The organism is Streptomyces ureilyticus, from assembly GCF_011045025.1.
Taxonomy (GTDB): domain Bacteria; phylum Actinomycetota; class Actinomycetes; order Streptomycetales; family Streptomycetaceae; genus Streptomyces; species Streptomyces ureilyticus.
Map to the genome: position 1 here is coordinate 1 of NZ_JAAKZX010000103.1, position 16,487 is coordinate 16,487.

Consider the following 16,487-nt stretch of genomic DNA (forward strand, 5'->3'; position numbering starts at 1 on the left):
CTCGACACGACGCCCGAGAGCATCGAGGTCGGTGACAGCTGGGCGACCCGTCTGCAGCTGTACACCGAGAAGACGAAGAAGACGGACAAGAAGCAGCCAGGCAAGAAGCAGCTGCAGTACGTCGGTGCCCGGGCCACCCCCACGCTCAATCCAACCGAAAGGAAACAGCTGCAGCCATGTCCACCCAAGCCGCTACCGCCGACCCGACATACGGGAACTGGCGCAGGCCCCGACGGCCCGGCCTTGGGCCGTTCGGCCTGGTCGGCACCATCGTGTTGTTCGGCGGGCTCATCGTCGACATCATCGCGTCGATGATGTCGCTCCAGTTCGCGCTGGTCGTGATCGTGTTCCAGGCCCTGTTCCTGGTACCGCTGGCCATCCGCACGCAGGACGGACGCAACGTCTACTCGCTCATGGCCGTGCGCATCGGCTGGTTCCGGCGCAAGGCCAAAGGGGGGACCAGCTATGTCTCCGGTCCGCTGTCCCCGCGGCCGGGCGGCAAGTTCCGCCCGCCGGGACTGCTGAGCCGGGTCAGGGTCCTGGAGGGCAGGGACGCCTACGACCAGCCGTTCGGCGTGCTGCACCACCGCAGCCGCAACCTGTACACCATCGTGCTCAGCTGCGAACCCGACGGCGGGTCCCTGGTCGACCCCGACCAGATCGACAACTGGGTGGCGTCATGGGGCCACTGGCTGTCCCGGCTGTCCAGCGAACCGGGCCTGCGCGGGGCCAGCGTGGTCGTGGAGACCGCCCCGGACACGGGAACCCGGCTGGCCAACGAGGTGCTGCCGCGTCTCCGCCCCGACGCCCCTCCGGCGGCACGGGCCGTGATGGAGGAGGTGGTGGAGCGGTACCCGACCGCGTCGTCGGAGATGCACACCTACCTCGCGCTGACTTACGGGATGCCCCCCGGCCAGAAGCGCAAGGCCGACGACATCATCGCCGACCTGGCCGTCCGCATCCCCGGTCTGCTGGCGGGAGTGGTGAGCGCGGGCGGCGGACCTGCCGCCCCCCTGTCGGCCGAGCGCATCGCCGAAGTCGTACGGGTGGCCTACGACCCGGCCGTGGCGGGAGACGTCCTCGAAGCCCGAGCCGTCCACGGCGGCACCGGGCTGGAGTGGGACGACGCCGGTCCCGCGGCGACCGTGGAGAAGACCAACGCGTACCAGCACGACTCGGGCGTGTCACGCACCTGGATGCTCACCCTCGCACCGCGCGGCACAGTGCGCGCCCAGGTGCTGCGCGGACTGCTGGAGGACGCGCCCGGTACCCGTCGCAAGCGGGTGGCGCTGCTGTACCGGCCCATCGATCCGGCGACCTCGGCGCGCATCGTCGAGGCCGACCGGCGGGCGGCGCAGTTCATGGCCACCTCCCGGCGCGGCATGGTGCAGGCGCGTGCCGCCAACGAGGTGCGCGCCGCCGAGCAAACGGCGGTGGAGGAGGCCACCGGGGCCGGCCTGGTGGAGTTCTCACTGATGGTCACGGTGACGGTCGACACCGACGCCCAACTGGAGGACGCGGGCGTGACGGTGCGCAACCTGCTGGCCGGGGCACGGCTGTTGATGCGCCCTGCCGACCGGATGCAGGCGGCGGCGTTCAGCTGCACGCTGCCGGCCGGGATCCTGCCGTGGGAGTACACGCTGGTGCCGCGCGAGCTGAAGGAAGCACTGTGAAAAACAAGGACAAACGCGGTACGAGCAAGGGCAAGGGCAAGTACCAGGACGAAGACTCAGGCCAGATCAGGTACAAGGACGAGGACCCCGACTGGAGGCCCTCGAAGAACCAGAAGAAGGGGAACAACAAGAAGCCCGCCGGACCACCCAGGGAACGACTGGCGCCGCCGCGCGGCTGGCACGGACCCGGCGGCGGCCAGGTCGCCAACCTGGACCCGCCGACGATGTGGCGCGCCACCACCGTGCAGGCGTGCGGGCTGTGGCCGTTCGCGGCGGGCTCGGGCGCGCCCATGACCGGCGTCCCGCTGGGCCAGCACCTGTACACCGGGGCCACTGTGTGCGGGGACCCCTTCTCGTGGTTCACCCGCGCCCACTACATCTCCAACCCGTCGCTGTTCATGCTCGGCATGCCGGGCCTGGGCAAGTCCACCCTGGTCAACCGCATGCTCATCGGTCTGTCCGCCATCGGTGTGGTGCCGCTGGTGCTGGGCGACCTCAAGCCCGACTACGCCGACACCGTGCGCGCCCTGGGCGGCCAGGTCGTCTCCATCGGACGCGGAGTGGGCGGCATCAACGTCCTCGATCCCGGCGCCATGGGCACCGCGGCCCGACGCATCGGCGGCGAGGCCGGTCGCGTGCTGGTCTCCGAGACGCACGGCCGCGTCCTGAACATGGTCGCCGCGCTCATCACCATCGTGCGCGACAACCCCATGGACGACCACGAGCAGTCCGTGCTGTCCGCGGCCCTGCACCATCTGCGCGAACGCACGCCGCCGGACCGCGCGCCCCTCCTGCCCGACCTGGTACAGGTCCTCACCGAAGGGCCGGACCGGGTCCGGGCGGTGACCCTGGACCGCGGATCCGACACCCGCTACCGCGACGCCGTGGACCCGCTACACCGCTCGCTGCTGGGCATCCTGGACGGGCCGCTGGGGGACACCTTCGCCTCCGAGACCTCCACCCGCATCAACCTCGATTCGCCCGCGGTGTGCGTGGACATCTCCCGGATCGGCGAGGCGGACACCCAGCTCACCGCGGCGGCGATGCTGGCGGCATGGTCCGACGGGCTGGGCACGGTGGCCGCGTCGCACGCCCTGGCGGACGCCGGACTCGCGCCCCGGCGCTGGTTCTTCACCGTGCTCGACGAGCTGTGGCGGCCACTGCGCGCGGCCTCCGGCATCGTCGACCGCATCGACGCCCTGACCCGCCTCAACCGTACCCTCGGCCTGGGTGACGCCAAGATCACGCACACGCTGAAGGACGCCGAGGCGCTGGGCACCGACGCCGACCGGGTCAAGGCGCGCGGCTTCGTCGAGCGCGCCGGCATGGTGGTGTGCGCGGGGCTGCCGCGCCAGGAGATGGAGGAGCTGGGCCACATCGTGGGCCTGTCCCGCCGGGAGATCGAACTCGTCTCCTCCTGGTCCTCGCCGCCGGGCTGGGCCGCGCACGGGGACCGCGAGGAACCGCCCGGCCGCGGCCGTTTCCTGATCAAGGTCGGCGGCCGGCCCGGCATCCCGATCCAGGTCGCCATCACCGACACCGAGCGGCATCTGCACGACACCAACAAGCGCTGGGCCGGGGCCGGACAGGTGGTCGAGCAAGCACCCGCACCGTCCCTGTCCAAGCAGCCGACCGAGAACGGGGGGTGGCCCCGGTGAGCGGGACCGCGGCCAAGGGCAAGATGTACGGCAGCGAGCTGGCGCCGTGGGCGATCGTACTGGTGGCGGGCGCGTGCCTGGTGCTCTTCGGAGGCGTCTGGCTCGGCGGGACCATCGGCGCCGCGCTGACCGGCGCGGGCTGGCATCCCCCGGCGTTCGCCCTGACCACGTTCGGCACCCTGCTCACCGAGGGAACGGGGAAGCTGTGGCCGGACGCGTCGACGGTCGGCGTGACCGCCGGGATCGTCGGGCTCTTCGGCGCGGTCGTCGCCGTCGGCGTCCTGGCCGGCCGCCGCGTGATGCGTTTCCTCTCGCGGCCCAAAGGGCTGGCCGGTCGGCGGGAGCTGGCCTCCATGTGCCCGGACGGCATCGCCGCCCGCGCCCGCGACCTGCGCCCCTCGCTCAAGGGCCGGGAACACCTCCACCCCGACGAGACGGGCAACCTCCTCGGCGACCTGGAACCGAACGGCCCCGAACTGCGCTCCTCCTTCGAGGACGTGGAGCTGGACCTGATGGCCCCGCGCGCCGGCAAGTCCACCGGCATCGCCGTCCCGCGCGTGCTGCGCGCCCAGGGCGCGGTGCTGCTGACGTCCAACAAGTCCGACGTGTACGCCGTCACCCGCGCCGAACGCGAGAAGACCGGCAAGGTGTGGACGTTCGACCCGCAGGGCATCGCCCACACCCCGCGCGAGATGTGGTGGGACATCCTCGCCGACTGCCACACCATCGAGGGCGCCCGCCGCCTGGCCGGGCACTTCGTGGCCTCCGTCAACGACGACCAGTCCAAGAAGGACTTCTGGATCTCCGCGGCCCAGAACACCCTCACCGCCCTGTTCCTCGCCGCCGCCCGCGGCAAGGCCTCCGTGCTCGACCTGCTGGCCTGGCTCGCCGACCCCGCCGACCGCACGCCGGTCGACCTGCTGCGGGACATCAACATGACCGCCATGGCCGAGCAGCTGCAGGGCACGGTCCGTGGCGCGGTAGAGACCCGCGACGGCATCTACGAGACCGCCCGGCAGTGCGTGGCCTGCCTGCTCGACCCGGAGATCGTGGCCTGGGTGACGCCCGACCCGCATCGTCCGCAGTTCAAGCCGCACCAGCACGTGCTCACCCAGGACACCCTCTACCTGCTGTCCAAGGACGGCGGCGGCTCGGCCGCGGGCGTCATCGCGGGCCTCGCCGACGCGACGATGCGCGCGGGCGTGGTCGCAGCCGAGCGCATGGGCGGTCGGCTCGACCCGCCGATGACCGCCGTCCTCGACGAGGCCGCGAACGTCTGCCGCATCTCCGACCTGCCCGACCTGTACAGCCACTTCGGCTCGCGCGGCATCAACGTCGTCACGCTGCTCCAGAGCTACCGCCAGGGCAGCCGTGTATGGGGCGAGGCGGGCATGGACGCGATGTGGAGCGCGGCCACGATCAAACTCCTCGGCGCCGGCCTCGACGACGCCGACTTCGTCGAGAAGATCTCCAAGCTCGTCGGCCAGGCCGACGTGCGTACCCCGTCAATCTCCAAGAGCAAGGAGGGCACCTCCCGCTCCTACTCCTACCGGCTGGACCCGGTGCTGCCCGCGGACAAGATCCGCGCCCTGCCCAAGGGCACCGCACTGCTCCTGGCCACCGGTGTACGGCCCGCCCTGATCCGCCTGCGCCCCTGGTACAAGGAGCCAGGCGCGGGTCCGATTTCCGCGGCGGCCAAGGCGGAGGTGGCGGCGATCACCGAGCGGGCCACCCGATCCTGGGCGGGGCCCGCCGCGACGGGAGTCGAGGACGCCGTGGGCAGGTGGCAGAGGGATGCGGTATCCCTGCACAAACGTGCCGCCGACTAGTGCGGCCTTGTCAGCCAGGCTCGGGGCCTGTCGGTCAGGACGTGCCTGACCGACAGGCCCCGAGCCTTCATGGCCTGTGTGCCAGAGTTACGGCGCGCAGCAGCCACTCGGCCGGACCGTACCCGACATGGCGCGTCAGCCATCTGCTGAACGCGAGCTGCGCGGCGTACAGGACGCAGCACCCGGCCAGGACCGCGACGGTGCCGTACCGGCCGTACCCGGCCAGGCCATAACCGGTGAAGACGAGTGCCATGACCAGCGACTGGGTGAGGTAGTTGGTCAGCGCCAGCCGGCCGGCCGGGGCCAGCGCGTCGCCGACTCGCCGACCGGGGCGGGTATGCAGCAGGAGCAGCAGGCCGCAGACGTACGCGGCGGTCAGCGCCGGGGCGGTGAGCACTCCGACAGCCGATCCGACGTCATACCAGCGCGAGTCCAGCGGCCCGTCGCGGCACACCGCCATGAAGACACTTCCGGCCAGGCCGATGGGCAGGCCCCAGGCGACGATGCGCACCATCCGCGCGCGGTACCGGCCGGGCGCGGCGAGCACCCCACGTGTGCCCGCGGCGAGGCCCACCAGGAAGGCCGCCAGTATGTCGGCGCTGTACACGATGTTGCCGCCCAGCCTGCCGCGCAGCGACTGCAGATTGGCCTGGACGATCGAGCCAGGACCGCCCCGGTAGGCCGTCACCATCTCGTGCCCCCAGGCTGCGATGTCCTGCGGACGCGCGGGTTCCGAGAAGGCGACAGTGATCAGGCCCCGAGCCAGCAGACATACGGAGGCACCGGCGACGAACCAGGCCGCGGCCCATACCGCCGTACGCGGCGCGATGTCCCGGACCGCGAACAGTACGAGGCCCAGCACGGCGTAGATCATCAGGACGTCGCCGTCGAACAGCAGCACGCCATGGGCGAGACCGAGCAGGAACAGACAGGCCAGACGGCGCACGTGCCTGGGGGCGAAGGCCACCCCCGCGCGCTCGGCCGAGACCCGCTGCAAGATGAAGCTGTACCCGAACAGGAACGAGAAGAGCAGATAGAACTTGCTGCCGACCAGAGCGGTGACCAGCCACGCGGCCACCTCGTCGGCACGCGACGTGATCGGCTGTCCACCCGGGCTCATGTGCGGCCCGGCCATGGCCTGAACGTTGACCAGGATGATGCCCAGCAGCGCGAACCCGCGCAGGACGTCAATCTCCCGGACCCGGCCGTCCCGCCGCGGCGCCCGCGTGGGCGGCGACTCGGCGCGGGCACGTGTCGGTGTGTGGGGCGAGAAGCGCAATGCGGACCTCCGTGGCCGGTACGACGTCGTGACGACCGAGTCCGCGGCGGGAATCCGTGCTCGGTCCCATCCGCACCGACCGACCGCGCGGCTCAGGGGGTCACCACGGGATGTGCCCTGAGGCGGTTCAGTCAGGTGGGTGCGACCTGGCCCCGCGTCTCACCACGCCGGCCGCTGCGGCCATGAGCCGCGGGCTCCCGGTGCCGGGGAGTCGTGGGCGCCAGGCACGATGCGGGCTGAGGAACGCGAAGCCCGGCTCGCGAACGACGGACGGGGACGGCCGTGTGTCCCCTCTCCCCCAGGACCGCGGGTGTCCCTCTCCCTCCATGGCACCACCCCGACGAGCGGCTCTACGCCCTGCGGCCGGCCTCGTCCATGGCATGGGCCGCCTGCCTCTCGGACACCGCTGCGCGCAGAGCGTCGAGCCTGCCGTACAGCAGTCCGCCGGGGCATCCGCTCTCCATCCAGTCGCGGTGACCGCCCATCGTCGGGGTCTTCTTGGTGGCACCGTCGACCGGGTTCTTGTAAGTGATGTGCGCCTTGGGGTCGAGGCGGTGCATGTGCGCCAGCACCGCCAGCAGGCCGCTGACGGCTTCCAACGCCGCGTCCGTGGGCGGCCGCGCGTCCAGGTCGCCCAGAAGTGCGATGCCGAGGTTGCCCGAGTTGAATCCGCTGGTGTGGAAGGCCGTCACCACGTTTCCGTGGCCGTCATGCGCGGGCATGGTGTCGTCGCCCGAGAAGCGACCCTCGTAGACGCGGCCCTCGCCGTCGACGAGGAAGTGGTAGCCGATGTCGCCCCAGTCGTTGTCGACCGCGTGCTCCGCGTAGATCCTCCGCACCGTGGCCGCCGGGTCGGGGTCGTCGTTGTCGGTGGCGGTGTGGTGCAAGGTCAGCGCCTGGAGCGGGAAGAACTTGGGCGGTGAGGTCTCGGTTCCGTCCGCCCCGAGGCGCTTGGACTCGTCGGCTCCCCACTCCGCACGCGTGACTAAGTTTCTGACCAGGCGCGACGTCCGGTTTCCTGTGAAGACAAGGTTTCCGGCCGCGGACTTTCCGTTGTCCGACAAGCACGCCGAGACGCCGGGTACGGCGACGGCGGCCCCGAGTACGCCCAGCAGGGCGCGACGGGACATATGCGCGGAGCGGGAACGTGACTGCGTCAAGGTATGCCTCCATACGGCTGCCGGGCGGGAACATCTCCTCAACGGCACAGTCCGCCGTACGGTTCAGTCGCGGCCCACCACCGTCGAAGCAGTCGAACCACGCCCCGCCGCCACACCCGGCTCCCGGCCCAACGGTTTGAGTCGCGGTTTGAACCCACACGCGGCAGCTCCCGTTGCGTCCTGGCAGCAACGGACGCCATATCACCACCCTCGACCGACCGACCGACCGACCGACCGACGGACGGTCAGTCGCCGTCCGTGCGCGCCCGCCCAGGGCGTCACGGTGGCGAGCCGCCCCGACCAGAAGGGCTGACGTATGAGGATCTTCCCTCCCGCGCCGCGTCGTGACCGCCGCGACGCCCCACGCGACGCCGAGTACGGGTTCTTCTCCCTCGACGAAGGCGCGCATTTCCGGGCGCAGGTCCGTGAGGCCTTCGCCGAGCACGGGCTGGAGGTCACCGTCCATGCGGGCGCGGTGAGCGACAGCGCAGGACGCCACTTCGGCATGGCCAATCTGGCAGCGATCTGCCACAACGACGTCCGCGGGCGGAAACGGTGGCCCAAGGTGATCCGCGAACACGTCGGCCGCTTGCTGCGGGTGGTGGACGGACCGTCCCCGCTGGAGACCTTCGCACCCGAGCAGCTTCTCGCCCGGCTGCGGCCCTGGATGGTCACGCAGGACGTCATCGAGCCGGACGCCGCCCAGTACACCCATGCGCGTGTCGTCGCGCCCGGCCTGTGCGAGGTCCTCGCCCTGGACATGGGCGAGAGCGTGATGACGCTGCCCGACAAATACCTGGCACTGCTGGGCGGCGTCGTCGACCTGCGGATCCGTGCGCTGGACAACCTCGGTGCGCTTCCGGTGGAGAGCCACACCGTCCTTCAGAGCGCGGGCGGCACGCGCTTCGACGTGGTGATGGGCGACTCCTTCTTCACCGCCAGCCGGGTCCTGGCGATGAACGAGCTCGCCCGGGACCTCACCGGGCGCGACCTTGGCCCGAACGGAGCTCTCGTGGCCATGCCGCACCGCCACCAACTGGCCTTTCGCCCCATCGGCACCGTTCAGGACACCAACCTGGTCCAGGCACTCAATGCCATGACCGTCTTCGCCGCGGCCAACTTCGAGGACGCCGCGGGCCAGGTCAGTCCGCACGTCTACTGGTGGCGCCGGGGGGCGCTCACTCAGCTCGTCCTGCATGACGGCGGACAGCCTGGATGCACGGAGAACGGGGAGTTCGAGGTGTTGCTGATGTGGCTCGAGGGCAGCAACGCCGGGGAGCACTCCTGAGCCCGGAAGCGCATCGCCGCCGTGCTTCCCGCGGGGCGGACCGGACTGCCAACCGGCGCCCGCGGGCAAGCCATGGCCGCAGGTCACGCACGCGGGGCGAGGCCCGACTCAGGATGCCGCCGACCGGCTTGTTCTCGTCACGGATCGGCGCAGCGATGCCCACCACGTCGGGGTCGAGTTCTCCTCGCGTGACGGAGTAGCCGATGCGGCGGATGCGGCCGAGGCGTTCCATCAGGGAGTCGACGTCGAGGGGTGGCCGGGGTGAAACGGCGCAGTTCGGCGTTCTCCAGCAGTCTGCGGGCATCGTCGCGACAGCTAGGGGCGGCGTCTTCGCCATCGTCGTGCACCTGGCCCGCCGCCCGGTCCCGCTTTTCCTGGACAAGGACAGGCGGGCCGGGCGTGCGGGCCGCTGGGGCATGACGCTTCGGGGCCGTCCGGGCCCGTCGCCCCAGCCGCTCGGTGCGCGCATGCGCATGCGCATGCAGGGAAGGATGCACGCAGCCTTCAACGCCTCGGCGGGGACGTCGGGCGGCGCGGTGCCCTGTGGTGGCAATGCACCACGGCGCGGGCGGCGGCTCGTGGCCACTGCCTGAACGGAGAGCTCCGTGTCTGATCAGACCCGGCCGTCTCAGGCACCAACCGGCCACCCACCGGCTTCGGGCCGGGAGCCTTCTGCGGCCAAGGGGGCAGCAACGGCTCGATCAGCGCCCACAGTTCGGCATCCACGTCCACGACTGGGAGTTGAACCGGCGGTCAGTCGATGATACCGATCGTCTTCCTGACCTCTTGTGCCTCCACGGTGTCCTCGGGTGCCGGCGTATCGATGACAAGCGGCTTGCCGAAGTCGGTGCGTCGCTCTCGGCGGCGGCCGCATTGACGGCGCCTTAGGGAAAGGAGAGGCATGCCCCGGGGTGAGGAAGAGAAAGCAGAAGAGCGGACGCCGGGGAAGGAGCGCGTTGCGCCGACCGGGTCCGGGTCCGAGTTCGCGGTGGTCATCTCCGCTGACGGTTCCGCCGTGATCGACGATGAGCCGGTTCTGGTGACGCCGGGTGAGCCGGTCGATGTCGCGGTGCTGGAGACGTTGCACGGGTATGCGCGCGCCCGGGGTGCGTCGGTCAGGGCAGCGATCTCCGATCCGTCGGTGGGGTACGTGGCGGTCATGGAGGTGGCAGCGGACGGGACCAGCAGGCTGCTGGAGCGGCGTCAGGTGGGGAGAACGGGATCCGCCGCGTCCGCGGGAGCCGGCACGTCTGGCGGAGCCGCGGGGTCCGGGTCCGGCACGTCCGGCGGCGCTGCGGGAACCAGCGTGCCGGGTGGAGTCGGAGAATCCGGTTCCGGAAAGGCGCAGCCCCCGCCGGACGGCGGCAAGAGGGACTGGCTCGGGCTGTTCGAACGGCCCGTGATGCTCGCCCTGGTGGCCGCCGTCGTGGCATCCGTCGCCGTCGGGTCGGTGATGACCTGGGCCGGTGGCGGATCGGGCCGCGGCGGATCGGGCCGCGGCGGGGAGCAGAACCAGGCCGCCACGTCGGGCTACGAGGCCGAGGTCCCACCGGCGGACCTTGAGCCCGTACCCGCACCGACCGCCACGACCAGTCCGCCGTCCACGAGCTCGGTGCCCCTCCCGCCTCCTCCTTCCGCGATTCTTTCTTCCTCACCCCCTGCCCCTGCATCTCCGAAGCCGATGCCGCCGTCGGCGGAACCTACGGCGCCCGCGCAGGAGACCGCGGCGACCGCCGTGACGAGGCTGGCGGGTGAGCGCCCAGGGCGGCACATCTGTTATCGCGTCTATCTGGAGGACGACGGCTGGCAGAAGCCCGTGTGCGACGGCGCCGCGGCCGGTGAGGTGAACGGGGACCAGAAGGTCAAGTCCATGAACATCGCGGTGTCCGGTACGGCAGGCACGTCGGCCAACGCCTTCGTCCACAAAGACGGTTGGAAGACGGCCTGGAGCAGCGTGGGCGACGGCGCCGACAACTACATCGGCAGCACCGAACAGGACGCCCCGCACATGCTGGGCTTCGCCATCGCTGTCCCCGAGGGCAAGGTCTGCCAGGAGGCCAGCACCCGTACCAGGGGATGGCTCGGCCAGCTGTGCGCCGAGCAGGACGACTACATCTTCGGCGGCAGCATCAACGACGAGCGCTGGCTCGAGGCCGTCAGATTGACGGTGTGAACGACATGGCTGACGCCTGGCCCGCACTGCGCACGGGCCGGGCATCGGTTGTGGTTGTCAGCCCTGGCTCGCCGGTCCCTGCGCGGCGGGTCGGCCCGCGCCGCGGTAGGCGTTGCCGCCGGCGTTCGCGGTCCTCCCGTCGTAGTGCCACTGCTTCGGGTGTCGGCACGCAGGCCCCATGCGGGACAACCGCCAGGAACTCAGGACGTTTCGTTCCGCCCGTCTCAGCAGGAGAGGCCGGCTCCCGGTGCAACTCCGAGGATGTGAGCGAAGTGCTGGTACGAGTCGACGCGGCTCTGGACCTGGGCGGGATTTTTACCGTCGCATTCCAGGGCCCCGTTGATAGAGCGGATGGTCTGGCCGAAGCCTGCCTGGTTCACCATGCTGTCGTGTGGGGTTGCAGTGCCCGGCCCGGACTGGGTGTTCCAGTACCACAGGGCCGTCTTCCAGGCCACGGCTGCATCGTTCTGGACCAGCCCTGGGTCGTTGAGCAGGTCGATCCCCAACGCGTCGCCCGCCGCCTTGTAGTTGTAATTCCAACTGAGCTGGATCGGGCCACGGCCGTAATAGGCGTCCTGCCCGGCAGGGCAGCCATAGGACTGGTTGGGGTCGCAGTAGTGCGGGTAGTTGGCGGTGTTCTGCTCGACGATGTGCTGCAAGCCGCCGGTCTCGTGGCCTGCATTGGCGAGGAAGGCGGCGGCCTCCTGCTTCCTGACGGTGTCGCTGCCGGTGGCGGCGAAGCCGGGGTGAGCGCTCAACGCCGTGACCAGCCCGCTGTAGGTGTAGAAAGAATTCCGGTTTGGGAACATCTGGTTGAACTGTGCCTCACTCACGACGAAGCCCGCGCTCCGCGCCGGGACACGGCCGGGCAGTCGCGCCCCGGGCTTCGTGGTGGTCCACTTCTGATTCGCGGCACCGGTGCAGGTCCAGATCTGGAGGCGCGCGCCGTTGGAGCCGTTGCTGTCCCGCACGTCCAAGCACTTGTCCGCGGCCGGGTTGACGATGTCATGGGCCTCGTTGACCACCCACTGCTGGTTGGGGCCGCCGTGGCAGTCCCACAGGTGGACCGCCGTCCCGTCGGCGGTCCCGAAGTCGCGAGCGTCCAGGCACTTGCCGAACACCCGCAGGGTTCCGTCAGCTCGTCTCGACACGAGTTGCGCGTCGGTGCTGTTGCAGTCGAAGAGCTGAACGGCGGTGCCGTTGGCGCTGTTTCCCTCCGCCACGTCGATGCATTTGCCCGCCAATCCGATAATCGGGCCCTCCGACGATGACGATTCGGCCGCAAGGCCCAGCTTCTCCGGTGCGGCGGCGAACACAGTGGCTGCAATGGCGGCCAGGATGGTGCTTGCTGCGAAGCCGACGCGAACAAGTCTTCCGGAAGTGCGCCACCCTAAGCGGGGTGTGGTGGACCTCATGGATGTCACTCCTTGGTTCTGTCGTGAAGGTGGGGGCGGATTCGCCGCTGCATCCAGCGAACCGACACTGCTCCCGAAGTCGTCGATGCCGACACCGTCCGCTGACTGACGCAGGCATCACGGCCAGGAGCAGCAGACGGTTCATTCGCCGCGCCGCGGGGCAACTCAGAACAGGCCCTGGAGCCGACCGGCAGCGGGTGGAGGTTCTTGAGGCTGAGCTTCGGGAAGGAGGCGGAGCCACGCTCGATGGGTTGTGGCGGCAAGGACCCGACACCAATGTGTTGGCGCCGGGACTATCGGCAGATCATGGCCATCTCGGCCATCCCGATCCGTTTCCCCGAGTCGCCGACCCGAGCTGGACGTGCGGTGTCGAGGTTCAGGGTCAGGTGTCCTGGTAGGTACGGGCTTAGACCCGGCGGGCTGCGCTTGGCGGCTTCACGGCCTGCGCGCCAAGGTAGCCGTGCGCAACAGCCATTCGGCCGGCCCGTACGGTACGTGGCGCAACAGGTGGCTGCTCAGGGTCAGTTGTGCCGCGTACAGGGCGAAGCAGCCGAGCAGCAGCACGGTCATCCCGAAGCGGCCGTACCACGCCAGACCGTATCCGGTGAAGACCAGGGCCATCACCAACGACTGCGTGAGGTAGTTGGTCATGGCCATCCGGCCGGCCGGGGCCAGGGCACATCCGACCCGCCGGCCGAGGCCGGTGCGCAACAGGAGCAGCAGGCCGCAGACGTACACAACGGACAGGAACGGAGCGGTGAGCACGCCGACAGCCGAACCGACGTCGTACCAGCGCGCATCGAGCGGCCCGTTGCGGCAGATGGCCATGAAGACACTTCCGGCCAGCCCGATCGGCAGGCAGCAGATGACGATCTGTGTCAGCCACGCGCGGTACCGGAAGCTGTCGGCGAGGATCCGACGTCGGCCCGCGGCGAGTCCGAGCAGGAGGGCGGCCAGCATGTCGGCCGAGTAGACGATGCTCCAGCCCAGCGTGTCATGCAGCACCCGCAGATGGGCCCCGACGACCGAGCCGGGATCGCCCCGCCAGGCCGCCACGCTCGCGTTCACCGTGGACGAGATGTCCTGCGGCCCCAGCGGCTCTGCGCATCGGACCGTGAACAATCCCCAGGCCAGCAGGCATGCCGAGACACCGACTATGAGCCAGATCGCAGCCCGCACCAGCGTGTGTGCCGCGGAGTCCCGGACCCAGAACAGTACGAGACTCAGCACCGCGTAAACCATCAGGACGTCGCCTGAGAACAGCAGCACGCCGTGAGCGAGGCCGAGCAGGAACAGACAGATCAGACGGCGTAGATGCCGGGGTGCGAAGGGTGCACCCGCGCGCTCGGCCGAGGCTCGCTGCAGAGTGAAGCTGTACCCGAACAGGAACGAGAACACCAGGTAGAACTTGGCGGAGATCAGGGCTGTGACCAGCCACTCGACCACCTTGTCCGACTGTGACACGACCAGTTCGCCTTCCGGACCCACCTGCTGCCCAGCCATGATCTGGACGTTGACCAGGAGGATGCCCAGCAGCGCGAACCCCCGCAGTACGTCGACCTCCCAGACGCGGCTCCGCCCCGGTACCGACGTGGCGTCGGAAGGTGTTTGTGTACGGCGCGAGGCATGCAAGGGGTTCTCCGGGACTGGTCCAATAACCGGCGCATTCGGCTCAGAGTTGCTCTACGTGCCACGGAGCTGCGCAGTTCACCAGAGGGTCCCGCTCTGGCGGGTCTTTGGGCCGGCGTGTCGAGACGGTGGCCTTCGGTCCTGACCGGTGTTGAGCCAGTGAACTGTTTCCGTATGGCGTCCGTTGTGGTGGCCGGGACCGCCGTGGCAGTCCCGACGGAGATCACGCAGTCGGCTATGAGGGGAGGAAGAGGAACAGGTATGCGCGGGGACGAAGATGGCGACAGCGTCACCGGCGGCGACCACGTCGCGCCTCGACAGGCACTCGAACTCGTGGGTCGTTTGAAGCGCGTGGCGCCTTACGAGCCTGTATCCGGTCATTGGAGGCCGGACTGGTGCTGATCAACGACTTGAGTGGCGAAATACAACACATGATGGACCTCCTGGGTATCTTCGCCTTCGCCCTGTCAGGGGCGTTCATGGCGGTACGCAGGGACTTCGACCTGTTCGGGACGCTCATCCTGAGCTGGGCCGCTGGGCTGGGAGGCGGTCTCTTCCGGGACCTGGTTCTCGGGGTAACACCGGTTGCCTTCACCGACCTTGGCTATTTCTTCACGCCGGTCGCTGCTGCCTTGATCGTCTACTTCGGTCACCGGTTGCATGATGACCACAAGGTTCGCAAGAGCGCGCTCTTGGATATTTCCGACGCCGGCGCACTTGGGATCTTCAGTGTCACTGGCACGATCAAGGCACTTGACCACGGCTTCAACATTCCAGCAGCCGCGGTCCTCGGCAGCGTGAGCGCCGTGGGAGGCGGTGCTCTGGCAAGCATTCTCGCCCTGGAAGTGCCATCGCTGCTCAAGTGGGACCGCGATCTGTACGCGCTGCCCGCTCTGGTCGGAGCGGGCTCGACGGCTGCTCTCCACGTTGGCGGCTTACTCAACGTCGGTACGGCCGTCGGTACGGCGGTGTTTGCCCTCCTCCTGCGCGTGCTCGCTCTGCGCTACCGTTGGCGCACTCCGCGGTCACACTTCTGGCGTGACCCGTTCTCGGGGATGCGCCACCAGCCGACGACTACGGATTCGACTCCACAGAAAGTGCGGTCCGCCCTGGAGGCCGACACCGTCACCCTGAGCCATGTCGAGGTCCAAACGGTCCAGCTCCGTCGGGACAACCAGTCGTACGGCGGTGTTCGCCCCGTCCCCGACACGCGGTTCGTATGGAGCGAGCGAGGACGGGCAAATCGTGCTCGCCCGACGAGTCACCATGGTGATTCCACGGGGCACGAGCAGACAGCTGCCGGAAGCTCCTGATTCTCGGCAAGGGTGAAACGAGGGCCACGTACGGCGGATGAAAAGTGAGCCACCAGACCTGCCGCACGGCGGGGGAATCCCGGCCACTCCAGCCGGGCGATCCCGGTTCCAGACAACTGGTGAACGGGTCAGGGGGTGAACCGATCTGGTTGCGTCCGCGTTGCCGGGGTCGAGGTGCTCCTGTCTGCGGGCCGCGCAAGCTCAGCGAAGGCGGCCGCCGCCCTGAGGGCAGCCGGGCATCGCCCACTTGGGGCCCACGCCTGCGGACGAGGACGTCGTCCTGCGGATCTGGCCCGAGCGCGGCGAGCCTTACGACCCGCACGGCCCGCCGTTCTGACATCTCCCCGCCCCGACCCCGCGACACCCCAAGGAGGCCGAACGAAGTGTCGGTGAACGACGACTGCGGAGTACCCGATCCCACGGGGGCGCTGCTGTGCGCGAGAGTGCCCGCGCACGACGGCGACCACCGTGCAGACGGGCGGAACTGGGCCCGGAGCGAGTGCTGGACCATGCCGCCGGAGCTTGCGACGCCGTGTGTCCTCGACCGCGAACACGACGGACGCCACGTGGCCACAGCCTGGCGCGGAACCGGGGAAGGGCAACCCGTGGCGGTGAGGGTGGAGTGGGACGAGCGCGGCGTCACCTGGCTGCCCGACGCGCCGCTGCCGCGTCCGGCCTGGACACCCAACCCGGCCGCCGCATGGGGAGATGAGGGCGAAAGCATCGTCTCCTGCCTGGGGTACCCGGACTGCACGCACTGCACAAAGGAGTCTCCGGGACCAGTCGGCATCCCGGTCCTCCCCGGCAAACTTCCTGATGAGCAGCTCCTCGCCGAGATGGCTGCCCACGCGAACTGGTGAGGAAGGACGAGGGTCCTTCCCGGCCAACGGGACTTGAGGGAGATCCAGCCCGACTTGAGAGCATTGGGCGTTTTCTGATGCGCTGATCCAGCGACGTCGGGCAGCTACAGCGTTTTTGATCAGTCACTCGGGGACACTCCCGGTGGCGACGCTGCAGCTCAACGTTCGTGGAAAGTGTTGGTTCCCGTCGGGTTTGTTGTGCCGTGGCTG

The 16,487-nt window shown here is 69.5% G+C and carries 11 protein-coding genes and 1 pseudogene; 7 read left to right on the top strand and 5 right to left on the bottom strand.

The window, feature by feature from the left end; genetic code table 11:
- Positions 1-176 precede the first annotated feature (176 nt).
- The 3 genes from G6048_RS27805 to G6048_RS27815 all read left to right on the top strand — a co-directional run bounded on the left by G6048_RS27805 (position 177) and on the right by G6048_RS27815 (position 5,160).
- A complete protein-coding gene (locus tag G6048_RS27805; RefSeq protein ID WP_165342333.1) occupies positions 177-1,673 on the top strand; it encodes an SCO6880 family protein in 1,497 nt (498 codons plus the stop codon).
- 158 nt (positions 1,674-1,831) lie between these two features.
- Complete coding sequence (locus G6048_RS27810) at positions 1,832-3,331, top strand: ATP/GTP-binding protein (protein ID WP_235990402.1); 1,500 nt, start codon at positions 1,832-1,834, stop codon at positions 3,329-3,331.
- 23 nt (positions 3,332-3,354) lie between these two features.
- A complete protein-coding gene (locus G6048_RS27815) occupies positions 3,355-5,160 on the top strand; it encodes a type IV secretory system conjugative DNA transfer family protein (RefSeq protein ID WP_165342349.1) in 1,806 nt (601 codons plus the stop codon).
- A 67-nt stretch (positions 5,161-5,227) separates the two neighbouring features.
- Here G6048_RS27815 and G6048_RS27820 read toward each other — a convergent pair whose 3' ends face one another.
- Together G6048_RS27820 and G6048_RS27825 are read right to left on the bottom strand one after the other, a co-directional pair.
- A complete protein-coding gene (locus G6048_RS27820) occupies positions 5,228-6,439 on the bottom strand; it encodes a DUF418 domain-containing protein (RefSeq protein ID WP_235990394.1) in 1,212 nt (403 codons plus the stop codon).
- 350 nt (positions 6,440-6,789) lie between these two features.
- Positions 6,790-7,599 carry an N-acetylmuramoyl-L-alanine amidase gene (locus tag G6048_RS27825; RefSeq protein WP_235990396.1) on the bottom strand — a complete coding sequence of 270 codons (810 nt, stop codon included), beginning with the start codon at positions 7,597-7,599 and terminating at the stop codon, positions 6,790-6,792.
- Positions 7,600-7,915: 316 nt separating this feature from the next.
- Between G6048_RS27825 and G6048_RS27830 the strand changes: the two genes are divergently transcribed.
- Positions 7,916-8,887, top strand: a complete 972-nt coding sequence (locus G6048_RS27830; RefSeq protein ID WP_165342334.1) for a hypothetical protein — start codon at positions 7,916-7,918, stop codon at positions 8,885-8,887.
- Here the strand turns inward: G6048_RS27830 and G6048_RS51525 are convergent.
- Entirely contained in the window at positions 8,778-9,368 is a 591-nt protein-coding gene (locus G6048_RS51525) for an IclR family transcriptional regulator domain-containing protein (RefSeq protein WP_328827148.1), read from the bottom strand. The two genes, G6048_RS27830 and G6048_RS51525, sit on opposite strands and share 110 nt — an antisense overlap.
- A 420-nt stretch (positions 9,369-9,788) precedes the next feature.
- Here G6048_RS51525 and G6048_RS27840 point away from each other — a divergent pair, with 420 nt between their 5' ends.
- Positions 9,789-11,060, top strand: coding sequence for a hypothetical protein (locus G6048_RS27840; protein ID WP_165342335.1), 1,272 nt, complete (start codon positions 9,789-9,791; stop codon positions 11,058-11,060).
- A 224-nt stretch (positions 11,061-11,284) separates the two neighbouring features.
- On the opposite strand, the gene G6048_RS27845 is transcribed toward G6048_RS27840, so the two are convergent.
- Both G6048_RS27845 and G6048_RS27850 read right to left on the bottom strand, forming a co-directional pair.
- Entirely contained in the window at positions 11,285-12,475 is a 1,191-nt protein-coding gene (locus G6048_RS27845; protein WP_165342336.1) for a glycoside hydrolase family 19 protein, read from the bottom strand.
- 435 nt (positions 12,476-12,910) lie between these two features.
- On the bottom strand, positions 12,911-14,107 hold the full coding sequence (locus G6048_RS27850) for a DUF418 domain-containing protein (RefSeq protein ID WP_235990398.1): 1,197 nt from the start codon (positions 14,105-14,107) through the stop codon (positions 12,911-12,913).
- 392 nt (positions 14,108-14,499) lie between these two features.
- On the opposite strand from G6048_RS27850, the pseudogene G6048_RS27855 reads away from it, so the two are divergent.
- Together G6048_RS27855 and G6048_RS27860 are read left to right on the top strand one after the other, a co-directional pair.
- A pseudogene (locus G6048_RS27855) lies at positions 14,500-15,132 on the top strand (trimeric intracellular cation channel family protein); the annotation flags it as partial.
- Between the two features lie 668 nt (positions 15,133-15,800).
- Complete coding sequence (locus G6048_RS27860) at positions 15,801-16,277, top strand: hypothetical protein (RefSeq protein ID WP_165342337.1); 477 nt, start codon at positions 15,801-15,803, stop codon at positions 16,275-16,277.
- Positions 16,278-16,487: the final 210 nt, after the last annotated feature.